The following is a 17,158-nucleotide window of genomic DNA, read 5'->3' as shown; positions in this document are numbered from 1 at the left end:
TTGAAGTGTCCGTAAATTCGGGGTAGAACCCATGGCTTCCCCCAAAGACTAATATCTAAAAAACACCAACGAGGGTATATAAACAAACCAAGAAAGACAGAGGGTCAGGTCTTGCGTTGCAACATTTATATCCCGAGACTCGGCACTTTCCCATGAAGCGACAGGGTTAAGTCTAGAGATGGCTTCCCCCAAAGACCAATATCTAAAAAAACACCAACGAGAGTATATAAACAAACTACAAATATCAATAATTCTAATGATTTCGCTAAACAGAAAAAGGCCGATGCATCACACGACACATCGGTCTTTTCATCAGTCAGCTATGTAAATAAACCTCTACTTCAACTCAATAATCTTCTCCATTCAGGACAAATCAAAGCGATCGAGGTTCATTACTTTGTTCCAGGCACGGACGAAATCGTTGACGAATTTTTCTTGAGAGTCCTCGCATCCATAGACTTCCGCCAAAGCTCTCAATTGTGAATTGGCACCAAACACCAGATCAATGCGGGAGCCAGTCCATTTGAGTTCACCAGAGGCTCTGTCCCGGCCCTCAAAGACATTTTTATCGACCGTTGGGTTCCAGACCGTCTTCATATCGAGCAGATTAATAAAGAAATCATTGGTCAACTTTCCTGGTTGTGCGGTAAAGAAACCATGAGAAGACTCGCCGTAATTGCCACCAAGCACACGCAAACCACCAATCAAAACGGTCATTTCAGGGGCTGTGAGATTCAGCAATTGCGCTTTGTCGATCAATAGCTCTTCTGCATTGACTGAGAATGTTCTTTGCAAATAATTACGAAAACCATCTGCCACCGGTTCCAGAACGGCAAATGCCTCAACATCGGTCTGCTCAGCGGTTGCATCTGTACGCCCCGGTGAAAACGGCACGGTTACGGGACAACCTGCGACCCTTGCGGCCTGCTCGACAGCAGCGCAACCACCCAGCACGATCAGGTCGGCGAGTGACACCTTTTTGTTTCCGGCCTGAGCGGCATTAAACTGCTGCTGAACCGAGCCAAGTTTTTGCAAAACGGCATCCAGAATTTTCGGTTGGTTCACCTCCCAATCCTTCTGGGGAGCAAGCCTAATGCGTGCGCCATTGGCGCCGCCCCGTTTATCTGAACCACGGAATGTCGAGGCTGAAGCCCAGGCCGTGGAAACCAGCTCAGCCACAGAAAGGCCGGTACTGAGAATGGCCGCTTTAAGACTGGCAATATCCGCATCATCAATCAACGGATGATCAACCGCTGGCACCGGGTCCTGCCAGATCAGATCCTCTTCCGGCACTTCCGGGCCAAGATAGCGTGAGCGAGGGCCCATATCACGATGAGTCAGCTTGAACCAGGCACGGGCGAAGGCATCTGCAAATTTTTCGGGATTTGCCAGATAATCCCTGGCGATGGGTTCGTAGATCGGATCAAACTTCAGGGACAAGTCGGCGGTGGTCATCATCGGGCGAACTTTTTTGCTCGGATCGACCGCATCCTCCACCATATCTTCATCATCAACATCCTTAGCAAGCCATTGATTCGCCCCGGCCGGACTCTTGACCAGCTCCCATTCATACTTGAACAGCACTTTCAGGTAGCCCATATCCCAGGTCGTCGGATTCGGCTTCCACGCTCCTTCAATACCGCTGGTTATGGCATCCCCGGCCTTACCACAGCCAAAGCTGCTCTTCCAACCGAGCCCCTGTTCTTCAAGTGGTGCCGCTTCAGGTTCCGGCCCGACATGAGAAGGATCGCCTGCGCCATGACACTTGCCAAACGTGTGCCCTCCGGCCACTAAAGCAACGGTCTCTTCGTCGTTCATCGCCATGCGGGCGAAGGTTTCGCGCACGTCTTTTCCCGATGCTACAGGGTCAGGGTTACCATCAGGCCCTTCAGGGTTAACGTAGATCAGGCCCATCTGCACCGCAGCAAGAGGGTTATCCAGATCCCGCTCTCCCGAGTAACGGCTATCCGGCTTGTCACTGGTTGCCAGCCACTCTTTTTCTGCTCCCCAGTAAATATCCTTTTCCGGTTCCCAGATATCTTCACGGCCACCGGCAAAGCCAAATGTCTTGAAGCCCATACACTCCAACGCACAGTTGCCCGCCAGAATGATCAGATCGGCCCATGAGATTTGCTTTCCATATTTCTGTTTAATCGGCCAAAGAAGACGACGTGCTTTATCAAGGTTGACATTGTCGGGCCAACTGTTCAGAGGAGCAAAGCGCTGGTTGCCATTCCCGCCACCACCGCGGCCATCGCCCATCCGATAGGTTCCGGCACTATGCCAGGCCATACGAATCATCAGCCCGCCGTAATGACCATAATCCGCTGGCCACCACTCCTGAGAATCGGTCATGAGTTGGTAAAGATCTTCTTTTACTGAGCTTAGATCCAGTTTTTTAAATTCATCGGCATAGTTGAAGTCAGCACCCATCGGATCTGACTTTGATGACTGTTGATGCAAAATATCCAGATTTAACTGATTCGGCCACCAATCCTGGTTGGTGGTTCCTCCTCCTGCGACCATTCGGCTGCTTTTTCCTGTCACCGGGCACTTGCTTTCTCCACTCATTACAGTTCCTCCTTTTAGGCTCGGGGGATATCATTGTGTGATGTCTTGATTGAGTATAACGGGAGATAAAAAATATTCCATTGGCATAGACTTATGCAGCCACCTGCCCACGGATGGCCCAAACGTTACGACAGTGATAAAACAGCAAAAATGGTAACGCACATTGCGCGCTGAAAATTCCATTAAAAAAGGCCGGTGCTTCATTCAAAGCACCGGCCTTTATTTCTTGCATCAAGGATATCAATCCAGGTTACTTCAACGCAACAATTTTCTCCAGACTTGCCTGCAGTACAGTCAGCTTCTCCTGCGCTGCGGCCAGCTTACCACGGTCTTTTTCCAGAACCGCTGCCGGGGCATTGGCGACGAATTTCTCGTTCGCCAATTTCTTGCTGAACATGTCGACATCTTTCTGCACCTTGGCGATCTCTTTGGTGAGGCGCTTCTCTTCCTCTTCGACGTTGATCAGACCGGCCAGCGGCAGGAGGATCTCCACATCGCCGGACACCTGCTTGGCGACCTGGGCCGGTTGGTCGAGAGCGACACCGCAGGTCAGCTCTTCGATGCGAGCCAGGGCTTTGATGTACTCTTCACCATCACTCATCACCGCCAGGCTTGCCTCGTTTTTGCAATCGAGCAGTGCACTGATCTTCTTGGCCGGAGAAACATCCATTTCACCACGGATGTTACGGATGGAACGAACAACCTCCATCACCTGCTCCATTTTGGCGGTGGCGTCTTCGTCCTGCAGCAAACCTTGGCCCTGCGGGTAATCGGCCAGCATGATGGATGCAACCGGACGGGTGCCGGGCAGGTTCTGCCAGATCTCTTCGGTGATGAACGGCGTGATCGGATGCAACAGACGCAGCAAGCGCTCCAGAACAGTGTAAACCACCGTCTGGGCACTGAGCTTGGCGGCGGCGTCATCGCCGTACAGAGCCCCTTTGATCAGTTCGATGTACCAGTCACAGAACTCATGCCAGGTAAAGGTGTACAGCGTGCTGGCCGCTTCATTGAAGCGATACTCTTCCAGCGCCTTGTTGGCTTCTTTTTCCACCTCGGTCAGGCGGGTCAAGATCCAGCGATCCGCCATGGACAGGCTGAGCTCATCCCAGTTGGGGGTGTCAACCGGCTCAAAGCCTTCGAGATTCATCAGAGTAAAGCGGCTGGCGTTCCACAGCTTATTACAGAAGTTGCGGTAGCCGCCGATCCGCTCGGTGGAGAGCTTAACATCACGGCCCTGAGCAGCAAAGGCGGTCAGGGTAAAGCGGAACGCATCGGTGCCGAACTCGTCGATGACGGTCAACGGGTCAATAACATTGCCCTTACTCTTACTCATCTTTTGGCCCTGAGCATCGCGGACCAAGGCATGGATGTACACGTCCTTGAACGGCACTTCGCCCATGAACTTGAGGCCCATCATCATCATGCGCGCCACCCAGAAGAACAGGATGTCGAAACCGGTGATCAAGCAGGATGTGGGGTAAAACTTGTTCAGCGCATCGGTTTTCTCCGGCCAGCCCATGGTCGAAAACGGCCACAACCCCGAAGAGAACCAGGTATCAAGCACGTCGGTTTCCTGGTGGATATTGGTGCTCTGGCACTTGGCGCAGCAGGTCGCATCGTCGCGCGAGACGGTAATCTCACCACAGTCATCACAAAACCAGGCGGGAATGCGGTGTCCCCACCAGATCTGACGACTGATGCACCAGTCCTGAATGTTGTACATCCACTCGTAGTAGGTTTTTTCCCATTGCGCAGGAACAATACGGGTCTGACCGCTTTCCACAGCTTTGATGGCTTCTTTGGCCAGCGGCTGAACATCGACATACCATTGCAGGCTCATGTAAGGCTCAATGACCGTTTTACAGCGGTAACATTCCCCCACCGAGTTCAAGTGGTCATCGACCTTTTCCAGCAGACCAAGCGCGTCAAGATCGGCAACCACTTTTTCACGTGCCGCATAGCGCTCCATGCCCTGATAAGCTCCGCCGTTTTCGTTAACAAAGCCGGACTCGTCAAGGATGTTGATGTTTTCCAGATTATGTCGCTTGCCCATTTCAAAGTCGTTAAAATCGTGGGCCGGAGTAATTTTAACCGCCCCGCTGCCGAATTCTTTATCGACATAGTCGTCAGCAATGATCGGAATTTCACGACCGGTCAGCGGCAGTTCGATCATCTTGCCCACCAGATCGGCGTAACGTTCATCGTCAGGATGAACCGCGACCGCGGTATCACCGAGCATGGTTTCCGGACGGGTGGTGGCCACAACCAGCACCTGGTCGGTCCCTTTGACCGGGTAACGCAGATGCCACAGGTTGCCTTTTTTATCGTCGTGCTCCACTTCAAGATCGGACAGCGCGGTATGACAGCGCGGACACCAGTTGATCAGTCGATTATCACGATAGATCAGCCCCTCTTCGTAAAGACTGACGAAAACTTCACGTACGGCTTTGCTCAGACCATCGTCCATGGTAAAGCGCTCACGCTGCCAGTCGCAGGAAGCGCCAAGGCGCTTAAGCTGATTGATGATCTGTCCGCCAGACTCTTCGCGCCACTGCCACACCCGCTCGATGAACGCGTCGCGACCGACATCGTGACGGTCCTTATCTTCACTGGCCAGTTGTTTTTCAACCACATTCTGAGTGGCAATACCGGCATGGTCGGTACCGGGCATCCACAACACTTCGTGACCGGTCATCCGTTTCCAGCGGGCAAGGATATCCTGCATGGTATTGTTGAGAGCGTGCCCCATGTGCAGCACACCGGTAACATTAGGCGGCGGAATGACAATCGAATAAGGCGGCTTGTCCGAATTTTCGTCGGCATGGAAATACCCGTTTTCTTCCCAGGTTTGATACCACTTGGTCTCAAAGTCGTGCGGCTCGTAGCCTTTTGCCAGTTCGTCTGCCATGATGTGTCTTTCCTTCAAAAAAAAGAATCGGTCTAACCGACCGAGTTTGGGATCAAATTCAGAATTTTACAACGTTTCAGACCGTACGCTTCCATACGAAAAAAGGGGATTTTAGCAATCCCCTTTTTATCCGTCAATGTTCAGTTCACTATTTGCGTGTGGGCCTTCGACAAAACCCTTGCCAGGAGAACATCAGGCTTCAGGCTTAATCTTGTCCATCTCCTCACGAACCAGGCTCTCGGCCAGATCGGGAACGACTTCCCATACGACCTTTTCCAGGATCGGTGAAGCAAGTTTTTCGATAACCGCCCCGGCAACGCGCTCAACAATTTCCGTCAATTGCTCGTCGCTGAGGTAGGCAACGCGGGTTTCCACCCGCTTCGGAGTCGCCCCGTACGCACCTTCGGCGACAATAGCATCGGCACCGAGATCCATGACACCGGCGGGCGCGGCAGCGGCAGGTTGCTCGGCAACAGGCTCAACCAACGGTGGCAGGTCAGCTACCGGTGCAAGTTCAGGCTCAGGCTCCTCTTGCGGCTCAAGGGGCTGCAACGGTTCAAAGGAAGGGGCCGCTTCAACCGCTTGTTCCTCCTCAGGTTCGGAGAAATCACCCAGCGGTGGCAGATCAGCAAACGGGTCTTTGGCTGCGACCTCAGGTTCCTCAACTGTCGATGTTTCCTCGGCAGCAGCAAACGGATCGAGCGATGACAACGATTGTTCAGAGGTTTCTGCAACCGGCTCATCTGCCGGAGCTTCTTCCGCTTCAGGCAGGGCAAACGGATCAACCGGCGTCTCCGCTTCATCGGTTTGCGCCGGCGGCGTTTCATTGGTTTCAAAGCTGAATTCGCTCAGCGGCGGCAGATCGGTTGTCGCCTCTTCCTCAACCTTCTCGCCTGCGGGCGGTGCATATTCGGTTACAGCATCAAAACTGAAACTGTCGTCTTCCTGAGCTGGAGCAAGCTCCTCTTGAGTGGCCGCCGGTTGGCCCATATCAAAGTCAGGCAACGGCTCGGGCTCTGCGATAGGAGTTTCGAGGGCTTCGGGTTGGGCAGGAGCTTCAACAACCGGTGTCTCAGCCTGTTTGGCACTGATCTCTTCGAGGGCACCAAGCAGATCACTTTCCACCGGAGTCTGACCGGGAGTCGCTTTCCAGGTATCTTGAGCGGGAGCATTGGAAAGCATTTCTGCGACTTTATCGACCAGTTCCTGGGAGCTGAACGGTTTGGCGATCCAATCGGTGGCACCAACAGCATTGGCTTTGGATTCGTCAAACGGCTCAAAGGTGCCCGCCAGCAACAGGACAGGGACCGAAGCCAGCTCAGGCACGGCACGGAGCGCTTCACACAATTCGTAACCATCTTTGCCGGGCATAAACACATCGGCCAGAATCAGATCAGGGCAATCCTGTTGAGCCATGCTCAAGGCCTGGTCACCATTATCTGCAATCTGGAGCTGATAGTCTTTATCAGCAAATGTAATTTCGATGACTTTCTGTATAGTGACACTGTCATCGGCCAGCAACAACTTTTTGCCCATCTATGCCTCCTCAGCTTTTATGAAAAGCTCGCGACTGTTATGAAGCCCCATGATTGCTCTATTTCATCTAAAAATGAGTCCATGACAGATACTCAGTATTTTCTCATTTTCAAGTGCAAAACGCTAGCACAGAGCTAAAATTCTGTCAAGGAAAGGAACAGCCAAACATCGTCAAGTTATGCACACTTACAGCGTCGCCCACGGCCGGGGAAGAAAGATCTCCTGGTACAACTTCATGGCATAGCGATCCGTCATCCCGGCAATGAAATCGGTAATACTGACTTCGAGCGGGTCACCGTCGAGACAAACCGCGCCGTAACGTTCCATCTGATCGGGATTTTTCATAAAGAATTCGAACAGTTCCCTGAGTACCCGTGCCGCTTTGGTAAAATCATCGTGAACACTCGGCACCCGATAGACATGATCAAACAACCAATCGCGCAGATCAGTAACCCACTTAAGAACATTGTCGGACAAGCCAATCTCAATCGCACCATCGCGTTGTGAGGCCTGGATCATGTCAGACACCATCGTATTGATACGCTGGGAATGGCGTTCGCCCAGATGTGTCAACAACGAGCTGGGTACATCATCAACGGTGATCACCCCGCCGCGCAAGGCATCGTCAAGATCATGATTGACATATGCGATGATATCCGCAAAGCGAACAATCTGCCCTTCGAGGGTTTTTGCCCGCCCCCCATCGCAACAGGCTGCTACCGGCCCGGTTCCTTTGGAATGATAGAGTATGCCGTCACGCACTTCAGAGGTCAGGTTCAATCCCCGGCCGTTCTTCTCCAGCCGCTCCACCACGCGCACACTCTGGCGGACATGATGAAAACCTCCGCCAAGCAACTCATTCAACACCCGTTCACCGGCATGGCCGAACGGAGTGTGGCCAAGGTCATGGCCCAGGGTGATCGCCTCGGTCAAATCTTCATTGAGAGACAGAGCCCGGGCAACCGTGCGGGCAATCTGAGACACTTCAAGGGTATGGGTCAAACGAGTGCGATAATGGTCGCCTTCCGGCGATAAAAAAACCTGTGTTTTATGTTTTAAACGACGAAACGATTTGCAGTGCAAAATACGATCACGGTCATGCTGAAAACATGTTCGTATCGGACATGGTTGTTCTTTTCTCTCACGACCAAGACTATCAGCACTGCAACAGGCAAAGGGAGAAAGGGTGTCTTTTTCCCGCTGCTCAATCATATGACGTATGGCATTTGATGGCATAAAGCATCCTCAAAGAGTTTCAAATATCATCTTCAGTTTGAATCAGGATGATTAATTTTACATAAAAAAAAATGTTTTTTGTTGAACAATAGCCAGAATAGTCTTTTTTCACTTGATTTTATATATTTATAGCGTAATAGATTATAAAACATTCTATTCAATTCACCACATATGGAGAATACATTATGTCAAAGCTTCTGGAAATGGCTGTAGAAATTGTTTCTGCTCATGCTTCAACCACAACAATGTCCAAAGAAGACTTGGTCGCTGAGCTTGCCGAAATACATACTGCGCTTAAAGCAATGGAAAACGGTGAGCAGGTCGCTGAACAGCAAGACCAGGAGCAGCAACCGGCTGTTTCAATGAAAAAAGCTTTCGGCAAGGACAAAGTCTACTGCATGATCTGCGGAAAAGGCATGACCACCCTTGGTCGCCATCTGCGCATGGTGCACGGCATCACTCCGGCAGAATATCGCAAGCAATTTGATATTCCGCGCACGCAACCCCTTGCCGCCAAAGCGTATTCGGAACAACGTAAAAAAATGGCCATTGAGCGGGGCCTTGGCGAAAAACTGGCACAAGCCCGCGCCGCAAAGAAGAAGTAAACGCTTTGCATCACATGAAAATAAAAAAGAGGGGCTGTTCAAACAGCCCCTCTTTTTTGTTCGTATTTTTAAAAAATTGAAAACGGCACAATCAGCAACGGTTCGCCGCGTTCATCAAGCACTTCAACCCGCCATGCCCCTTTCCACTGCGGCAAAATCCGCTTTGACGACCAAGTGCGCCAACTCGACGAACGCACCGGCAAACGGACCCGGGCCAGTTCCTGGTCTTCACAATACCAGACATGAGTAATCCAGGTATCGTCAGTGGCACCATTAACACGGGTAAAACAGTACAACTGATCCGTTCCGGCAGGAACAGTGTTCAACGAATCAAGCGGCTCGCGATTGACAATGCGCGTGGTAATCGAAGCGTCGACCACATCCAGCGCGAGACTGCCCGTCACACTGACCAGCATCAGTGTTAAAGCCAAAATAACAGTCTTCATATTTACCATAACCCCTCCTGTGGAATCACATTTTCGGTTTCTATTCAACTCTGCCGACGGACAACAATCAGCTGGCAGTCAATGGTGGCAAAAAGCTGTTGCCACAATGTGTTTCAATGGCAAAGATCTCACCGAGAGTCGCGGCAATATCACCAAACGTTTCACGATCGCCAAGTGGGCATCCTTTCGAAAGAGAACGATGCCAAGCCAGCAAGGGAACATATTCACGACTGTGGTCAGTGCCGGGCGTGGTCGGGTCACAACCGTGATCGGCAGAAATCAGTAACAGATCGTCCTTGCCAAGTTGGGGCAGAAATCCGGCCAGCCACTGATCAAATTGCTCCAAGGCCCGAGCAAAACCGGTCACATCACAGCGATGCCCGTAGAGCATATCATAGTCAATCAGATTGGCAAAAATCAGGCCGTGTTCTAGATCACGCAAGGCAACGGCAATTTTTTCCATGCCGTCAGCATTGTCCTTGGTGGGATAATGCCTGCTGATGCCCCGTCCGCAGAAGATATCCTGAATTTTGCCAATGGCAAACACATCAATCTGCTGCTCGGCCAAACCATCCAGAATCATTGCCGGGGGCTGCATGGAGAAATCGTGTCGCCGTTCGCTACGCCTGAAATTATCAGCCTGGTCACCGACAAAGGGGCGGGCAATCACCCGTCCCACATGCCATTCATTGAGAACCTGACGCATGCCACGACACAATTCATACAGTTTGTCCGGCGGCCACAGATCTTCATGGGCAGCGATCTGAAACACTGAATCGGTGCTGGTATAAACAATCGGTCGGCCGGTGCGCAGGTGTTCCTCGCCCAGTTCAACCAGGATCTCGGTTCCACTGGCAATCACATTGCCGAGCGGTTCAACACCCGCCAGCTCTGTAAATGCTTGAATAATCGGTTCAGGGAAGGCCTCAGCAAATGTGGCAAACGGTTGCTCTAAAATCGCTCCGGCAATCTCCCAATGCCCCGTGGTACTGTCCTTGCCGGCGCTCTGTTCGGCCATCCGCCCCCAGGCGGCTTCAGGAGTTGAAGCAGGTGGAACCCCTTGCATAGCAACGATATTACCCAATCCAAGCCGCTGCAGTATCGGCAAAACCAAAGCCCCATCCTGTTCAGCAACATGCGCCAACGTATTGGCATTGTTGTCACCATAGTGCTCTGCATCCGGCAAGGCGCCACAGCCGACCCCATCAAGAACAATCAAAACAACCCGTTTAAACAATGGTCCCCCTGTTACTTGTGCTTTATTTGCAGCCACTGGTCAAGAATCGTTGCGGTGGCACTGCAGCCGATGCGGGTAGCACCGGCATCGACCATGGCCTGAAACGTGGCATAGTCCCGTATGCCGCCAGCAGCCTTGACCCCGATCTTCCCTTGAGCCATTTCAGACAGCAGTGTCACATCGGCAACGGTCGCACCACCGGAACCAAACCCGGTTGACGTTTTAACATACGCAGCACCGGCCGCCATCACCACTTCGGTCAATTGCCGTTTTTGCTGGTCATTCAGATAACAACACTCGATGATCACTTTAAGCGCACGCCCTTCGCAGGCGCGGTTGATCTCGGCAATCTCATGTTCAATTCGGGCATAGTCCCCCTCCTGAGCCCAGCCACCGTGAATCACCATATCGACCTCATCGGCACCAAGGTGACAGGCTTCTGCCGCCTGCATCACCTTACTGGCGGTGGTTTCATAACCAAGCGGAAAACCGATCACCGTACCCACGGCCACTTCTGAGCCATGCAGTAAATCCGTCACCAGCGGCAAACGAGATGCGGGCACACACACTGAGGCGCAACAAAACTCAACGGCTTCTTCACACAGTTGTTCAAAGTCAGCGGCACAGGCAGTCGGTGCCAACAGGGTATGATCAATCAGGCTTGCAGGAGAGACAAAAGACATGAGGGGCTCCTTGACAGAGAAAGCCCGCCAAAGCGGGCTTTCTGCAACGGATCAATCAAGAGATTGTCGCGGTCAGATCAGGTCCGGTAATCGGCATTGATTTTGACGTAATCGTAGGTCAGATCCGAAGTGTAGTAATGCGCCCGGCCGGCGCCGAGATGCAGATCCACGGTGACACGGAACTCAGGTTTTTTCAGCACTTGTGTAGCCAGAGCTTCCTGCTCGGGTCCAGTGGTCAAACCGTTCGCCACCACCTGAACGTCATCAAAGAAAATATCGATTTTATCCGGATCGACATCAACGCCCGAATAACCAACAGCGGCGATAATCCGCCCCCAGTTGGCATCTTCACCGAAAAACGCTGTCTTGACAAGACTGGACGTGGCCACACTGCGCGCGGCGATCTTAGCTTCAACATCGCTGTTAGCACCACACAGTTCAATCTGCACCAGTTTGGTGGCACCTTCCCCGTCCTGGACGATCATTTTAGCCAGATCAAGCAGAACCGCAGCCACCGCCTCGGCAAACAGATCTGCCTCGCGGCTGTCAGGCTGAACGGTTGCGTTGCCGGCCGCGCCATTGGCCAGCAGCAACACCATATCGTTGGTGGAGGTATCCCCATCAACGGTAATCGAGTTGAACGAATCGTCAACGGCCTTGGTCAGGGTTGATGACAACAGTTCCGGGGCCACATCGGCATCGGTCATCACAAAGCCAAGCATGGTCGCCATGTTGGGATGAATCATCCCCGCGCCTTTGGCGATCGCCACCACCTGACAGGTTTTGCCGCCCACCTCGATAGTGCGACAGGAGGTTTTACTGAAACTATCGGTGGTCATAATTGCTTCGGCGACGGCGGTTGCCTTGTCATCAGCCAGGCCCTGGCACAACGCCGGAATGGCCGCGGTCAACCGCTCCACCGGCAGGGGAACACCAATGACCCCGGTGGAAGACACGGCGACGAGTTTTTCATCGACAGACAACGCCTTGGCCACTTCAGCACCACTGGTGCGCGCCACCTCAAGACCGGCTTCACCGGTGCAGGCATTGGCATTGCCGCTGTTGATCAACACGGCTTGACACAGCCCTTCGGCAATCCGCGGTTTGGTGACAACCAGCGGAGCGGCAATCACTTTGTTGCGGGTAAACACTCCGGCACACCGGGCTGGAGTTTCTGAAACGATCAGGGCACAATCGTTGCGCCCCGGTCCTTTAATCGAGGCTTCTGCCGCGGAAAATGTGAATCCTTGTATCACGGGAACAGTCATGGTTCATCTCCCAAGTGCGGGTCTTTCTCAACGCCCGCAGCACTTTTTGTATTTTTTGCCACTGCCGCACGGGCAGGGATCATTGCGGCCAACTTTATCCTCATCGCGTGTCACCGGTTGAGCCGGTTTGTCGGCCTCGTCACTGCGATTCATGACCACTTTGCGCTTTTTCTGTTCCTCTTCCATCCGCTCCACATCATCCTGTTGGACCAGTTGGATCATAAACAGCTTCTGCAACACTTCCTGACGAATGCGGCCCATCATCTCCATAAACAGGTTGTAGGCCTCGCGCTTGTACTCCTCTTTGGGATTTTTCTGGCCGTAACCTCGCAGGCCAATCCCCTCTTTGAGGTGATCGATGGATAACAGGTGGTCCTTCCACTGGCTGTCGATCACCTGCAACAGCAACACTGTCATCAGGTGTTCAAGCACCGCCGGGGTAAACTCTTCTTCTTTGTCGATCAACCGTTTGAACACCTGCTTTTTCAGCGATTCGGTCAACTCCTCGGTGTTCGGCTTGCTCTCCAGATCAGGCATCTCCGGTGGAAAGTTGAATTGGGAAATAAAGTCGTCGACCAAACTTGAAACATTCCAGTCCTCGGGCGAAACCTTTTCAGGACAAAACGTGGCGACAATATCTTCCACCATCTCTTCGATGATAGCGTTGTAGGTGCCACGGATATTCTCACCGGCCAGCACTTCACGGCGCTGGTCATAGATCACCTCGCGCTGACGGTTCATAACGTCATCGTATTCGATGAGGTGTTTACGAATATCGAAGTTGTGTCCTTCCACCTTCTTCTGAGCGTTTTCAATCGCCCGTGAAATCATGCCGTGCTCAATCGGCTCATTCTCGGGAATCTTGAGTTTATCCATGATAAACGCCACCCGATGGCTGCCGAAAATACGCAGCAAATCATCTTCAAGGCTCAGGTAGAAGCGGCTGGCACCGGGATCGCCCTGACGACCGGAACGGCCACGCAACTGGTTGTCAATACGTCGCGACTCATGACGCTCGGTACCGAGAATATACAAACCTCCAGCCTCAAGAACCTTCTGCTTCTCTTCAGCGCACTCTACGGTGAATTTTTCCAGTAACTCGGCGTAGCGCTCATCTTCCGTGTCACCGTTGACCACGTCCTTGGCCAGCATGTCGGGATTACCGCCTAGCACAATATCGGTACCACGACCGGCCATGTTGGTGGCAATGGTCACGGAGCCGAGACGACCTGCTTGGGCAACGATCTCCGCCTCTTTTTCATGATGCTTGGCGTTGAGGACATGATGCGGTACCCCGGATTTCTTCAACTGAGCGGCCAGACGCTCGGAATTTTCAATGGAGATGGTCCCCACCAGCACCGGTTGACCGCTTTTATGGCACGCGCGAATATCTTCGATGACGGCGTTGAATTTCTCCTGCTCAGTCTTGTAGATCATATCGGCATAATCGGTGCGCTGATTGGGCCGGTTGGTCGGGATCACCACAACACTGAGCTTGTAAATTTCGTTAAATTCTGCGGCTTCCGTATCCGCCGTACCGGTCATACCAGCCAGTTTGTCGTACATCCGGAAGTAGTTCTGGAAGGTAATGGTTGCCAGCGTCTGGTTCTCGCTTTCGATCTTCACCCCTTCTTTGGCTTCAACCGCCTGGTGCAGACCGTCACTCCAACGCCGTCCCGGCATCAGACGGCCGGTAAATTCATCAACGATCATGACTTCGCCATCTTTGACCACGTAATCCACTTCATTTTTGAACAACGCATGGGCTTTCAGCGCCTGGTTGACGTGGTGGAGCAATTCGATATGACGCGGGTCGTAAAGGTTATCGACGCCAAGCATTTTTTCGACGGAGGCCACACCGTCTTCGGTCAACGAGGCTGCCTTCGCTTTCTCGTCCACCGTATAGTCACCGGTAAACTCCTTGAGGGTCTGGCCAATCTTGCCGTCGCGATGCTCGATCACCTCACCTTTTTTAAGGCGTGGGATGATCGCGTTCACCCGATAGTAAAGTTCACTCGACGCCTCACTGGGGCCGGAAATAATCAACGGAGTCCGCGCTTCGTCAATCAGGATGGAGTCCACCTCATCGACAATGGCAAAGTTGAGATCGCGCTGCACGTACTGGCTCAGTTCAAACTTCATGTTGTCGCGAAGATAGTCGAAACCGAACTCATTGTTGGTGCCGTAGGTCACATCGGACGCGTAAGCTTCTTTGCGTTCTTCATCGGTAATGCCGTGAATAATACAACCAACGGTCAAACCGAGAAAACGGTGCACCTGGCCCATCCAGTCGGAGTCACGCTTGGCCAGATAATCGTTGACGGTGATGACATGCACCCCTTTGCCGGTCAGGGCATTGAGATAGGTGGGTAAAGTCGCCACCAGGGTTTTACCCTCACCGGTTTTCATTTCAGCAATCTTGCCGCTGTGCAGCACCATGCCACCGATCATCTGGACATCGAAGTGACGCATACCAAGCACACGCTTGGCCGCTTCGCGTACCACGGCAAACGCTTCAGGAAGCAGGTCATCCAGCGTCTCGCCCTGAGCCAGGCGCTGTTTGAATTCTTCGGTTTTCGCTTTGAGTGCAGCATCATCCAACGGCTCGATCTGCTCTTCAAGCGCATTGATCTGATCGACGATTTTACGCAACCGCTTCAGTTCACGATCATTCTGACTGCCAAAAATCTTCTTAGAGAGGGAACGGATCATTCAAAGTCTCCGGTAAGTTTTGAATCACCTGACAGGCCACACGGGCTTCAGGGACGAGGTACGGCACAAGGCCATCAAACAGGATCGTGAAAAAGCCCCGTCCGGGACCATTTCAGTTGTCTGCTAAAAGACTAGAAAATTTACCACAGTCGCATCACAGCGACAAGAGGTATCCCAATGTTGTTTCAAGGATTTTACGGCGAGCTAACATCTCATTGAACAGATTGCCCGAATGCCATCGGGCTGTTAGGTTTAAAAGTAAAAAACTTTGGCAAAAGCCTCATAATGCATGTCAATGCGTCTCAGGAGTTTTTTATGCTGCCAGCCCCTATTACCCGTCGCCTCCAGCACCTTCTATCGTGGATCGCCGTCCTGCTGATGTCCGGGTGCGCCTCTCAGATCCCGCTATCGCCAACAACAGAGCATACGACCTGCACCGAGCTCTGGCAGGAATTTGATCAGCAGGTTTCGACCGCCGGTGTTCGTGATGTCGCCAGCCAATCCATCGACGGATTCAGCTATCTGCGCAGTGACCGCTTTCTCGCCCACCGGATGAGACAGGCCGACACTGTAAACAGCCAGCGTTTTCTCGCCCAACAGATGCGCCAGCGTGACCTGGACGCCCGTTACCGGGAGTTGCTGCGCTTGGCAGAACAGGCCCAACAGGAATTAAGCCTCCGGGCGGCGAGTCCCAACCCGGTTGCACTCAAGGCCACCCTGTCCCGTTGCTCGGCACAACTGATGCGTGATGACTTTGCCGACGAAATCGTCTACTCACGCCTGCAACAGGCCATGGAGATCAAGGATGATTACCGTTTCTGGCAGCGCACTCTTGGTTTATACCCCCTGTTTATCCTGCCGGTCGGTTATCTGGCCAACAACGCCCACCAGGAGATCCATCAGCAGGTTGAATCCTTCAGCGAGGCCAATCTCGTCCCGGAGCACACGTTGTGGTATACCCCACAAACCAAACAACCCCTGGCCGCAAAAGCGATCAAAGCCATTGTCACATCATCGCGCGACAATGCCGCCGGTCTGCATCAACTCAATGATGGTGACCGCCAGCGTCTGGCGGCGAGTTTCGCTCCCGAGCTGCGCCAGATTCGCGACAAAGAGAGTGACCTGATCGGTGCTATTACAGCGGTCGCGCAGGATGACGACACAGTGCGTTTTACCGTCGAAACCGACACCCCGGTGGTTTATTACTACTTCAGTGAAATCATGTTGCAGAGGGTACCCGCCCTGCAGATCAACTATGTGTTCTGGTATCCGGGACGCTACAATGGTGAATCCTCATGGATTGAGCGCGGCCATCTCGACGGCATCACCCTGCGCTACACCCTTGACCGCAACGGCCGACCGGTGATGGTTGATCTGATCAACAATTGCGGCTGTTATTACGGTATGGTTCCCGATGCCGACTATTTTGACCTGGAAAATCTCAAAGACACTGACAAACGTGATCAGATCCTGCAAACACTCCCCCACCAGGCGCAACGACAACGCCTGCTGTTCACTTTCAGCCCACGCCACCTGCTGCTCAATGCGCGTATGGCCACAAAAGAAAACGCAACGGAGCATCACTATCAGTTGCGCCCCTATGAAGAACTGGAGCTGCTCCCTGTCGGCGATGGGACCTTTACCAGTCTGTTCGATGAACGGGGCATCGTTCCCGGCACCAAGCGTATCGAAGCAGGACTCTTATTTTCCATGGGTATCCCGGAAGTGGGCAGCATGCGCCAACGAGGGCATCAGCCCATCACCCTGATTGGCCGTGAACATTTTGACGATCCACTGTTGTTTGACAACCTGTTCCATTATCTTCAGGAGCCACCGCAGGACGATGAGTTTATCCGCAAGCAATGAAGTGGCCTGACAAGACGGGTCAATACGATGAAAGCCTTGTCTCAGGGGCGGTAAGTCTCAATGAATCATGACGATATCGACACCATG

11 protein-coding genes are annotated in these 17,158 nt (G+C 52.7%); 2 read left to right on the top strand and 9 right to left on the bottom strand.

The genetic code is table 11. From position 1 onward, the window contains the following. Positions 1–363: 363 nt before the first annotated feature. From katG to DACE_RS09710, 4 genes are all read right to left on the bottom strand, one after another. Entirely contained in the window at positions 364–2,571 is a 2,208-nt protein-coding gene (katG, locus tag DACE_RS09725; protein WP_006000777.1) for a catalase/peroxidase HPI, read from the bottom strand. 250 nt (positions 2,572–2,821) lie between these two features. Next, positions 2,822–5,482 carry a valine--tRNA ligase gene (locus DACE_RS09720; protein WP_006000776.1) on the bottom strand — a complete coding sequence of 887 codons (2,661 nt, stop codon included), beginning with the start codon at positions 5,480–5,482 and terminating at the stop codon, positions 2,822–2,824. Between the two features lie 192 nt (positions 5,483–5,674). Next, the gene (locus tag DACE_RS09715; RefSeq protein WP_006000774.1) at positions 5,675–7,018 is read right to left on the bottom strand and encodes a response regulator; all 1,344 of its coding nucleotides are present in this window, start codon (positions 7,016–7,018) and stop codon (positions 5,675–5,677) included. A 186-nt stretch (positions 7,019–7,204) separates the two neighbouring features. Continuing rightward, complete coding sequence (locus DACE_RS09710) at positions 7,205–8,254, bottom strand: deoxyguanosinetriphosphate triphosphohydrolase (RefSeq protein ID WP_006000772.1); 1,050 nt, start codon at positions 8,252–8,254, stop codon at positions 7,205–7,207. Between the two features lie 185 nt (positions 8,255–8,439). Between DACE_RS09710 and DACE_RS09705 the strand changes: the two genes are divergently transcribed. Then, the gene (locus tag DACE_RS09705) at positions 8,440–8,859 is read left to right on the top strand and encodes a Ros/MucR family transcriptional regulator (protein WP_006000770.1); all 420 of its coding nucleotides are present in this window, start codon (positions 8,440–8,442) and stop codon (positions 8,857–8,859) included. 68 nt (positions 8,860–8,927) lie between these two features. On the opposite strand, the gene DACE_RS09700 is transcribed toward DACE_RS09705, so the two are convergent. From DACE_RS09700 to secA, 5 genes are all read right to left on the bottom strand, one after another. Beyond that, positions 8,928–9,305, bottom strand: coding sequence for a DUF2914 domain-containing protein (locus DACE_RS09700; protein ID WP_155809085.1), 378 nt, complete (start codon positions 9,303–9,305; stop codon positions 8,928–8,930). A gap of 67 nt (positions 9,306–9,372) precedes the next feature. Further along, positions 9,373–10,542 carry a phosphopentomutase gene (locus tag DACE_RS09695; protein ID WP_006000766.1) on the bottom strand — a complete coding sequence of 390 codons (1,170 nt, stop codon included), beginning with the start codon at positions 10,540–10,542 and terminating at the stop codon, positions 9,373–9,375. 11 nt (positions 10,543–10,553) lie between these two features. After that, positions 10,554–11,225 (bottom strand): deoxyribose-phosphate aldolase, encoded by a 672-nt coding sequence (gene deoC, locus DACE_RS09690; RefSeq protein WP_006000764.1) that lies wholly within the window; start codon positions 11,223–11,225, stop codon positions 10,554–10,556. Between the two features lie 77 nt (positions 11,226–11,302). Beyond that, positions 11,303–12,493, bottom strand: coding sequence for a bifunctional glutamate N-acetyltransferase/amino-acid acetyltransferase ArgJ (argJ, locus tag DACE_RS09685; protein ID WP_006000762.1), 1,191 nt, complete (start codon positions 12,491–12,493; stop codon positions 11,303–11,305). Positions 12,494–12,520: 27 nt separating this feature from the next. Beyond that, positions 12,521–15,205 (bottom strand): preprotein translocase subunit SecA, encoded by a 2,685-nt coding sequence (gene secA, locus DACE_RS09680; protein ID WP_006000760.1) that lies wholly within the window; start codon positions 15,203–15,205, stop codon positions 12,521–12,523. 315 nt (positions 15,206–15,520) lie between these two features. Here secA and DACE_RS09675 point away from each other — a divergent pair, with 315 nt between their 5' ends. Then, positions 15,521–17,071 carry a hypothetical protein gene (locus DACE_RS09675; protein ID WP_006000757.1) on the top strand — a complete coding sequence of 517 codons (1,551 nt, stop codon included), beginning with the start codon at positions 15,521–15,523 and terminating at the stop codon, positions 17,069–17,071. Positions 17,072–17,158 lie beyond the last annotated feature (87 nt).

The sequence above is a fragment of the Desulfuromonas acetoxidans DSM 684 genome (assembly GCF_000167355.1).
In the GTDB taxonomy this organism is placed as follows: Bacteria; Desulfobacterota; Desulfuromonadia; order Desulfuromonadales; family Desulfuromonadaceae; genus Desulfuromonas; species Desulfuromonas acetoxidans.
Note: the sequence above shows the minus strand (reverse complement) of the source record. Positions and strands in the feature narration are given on the sequence as shown.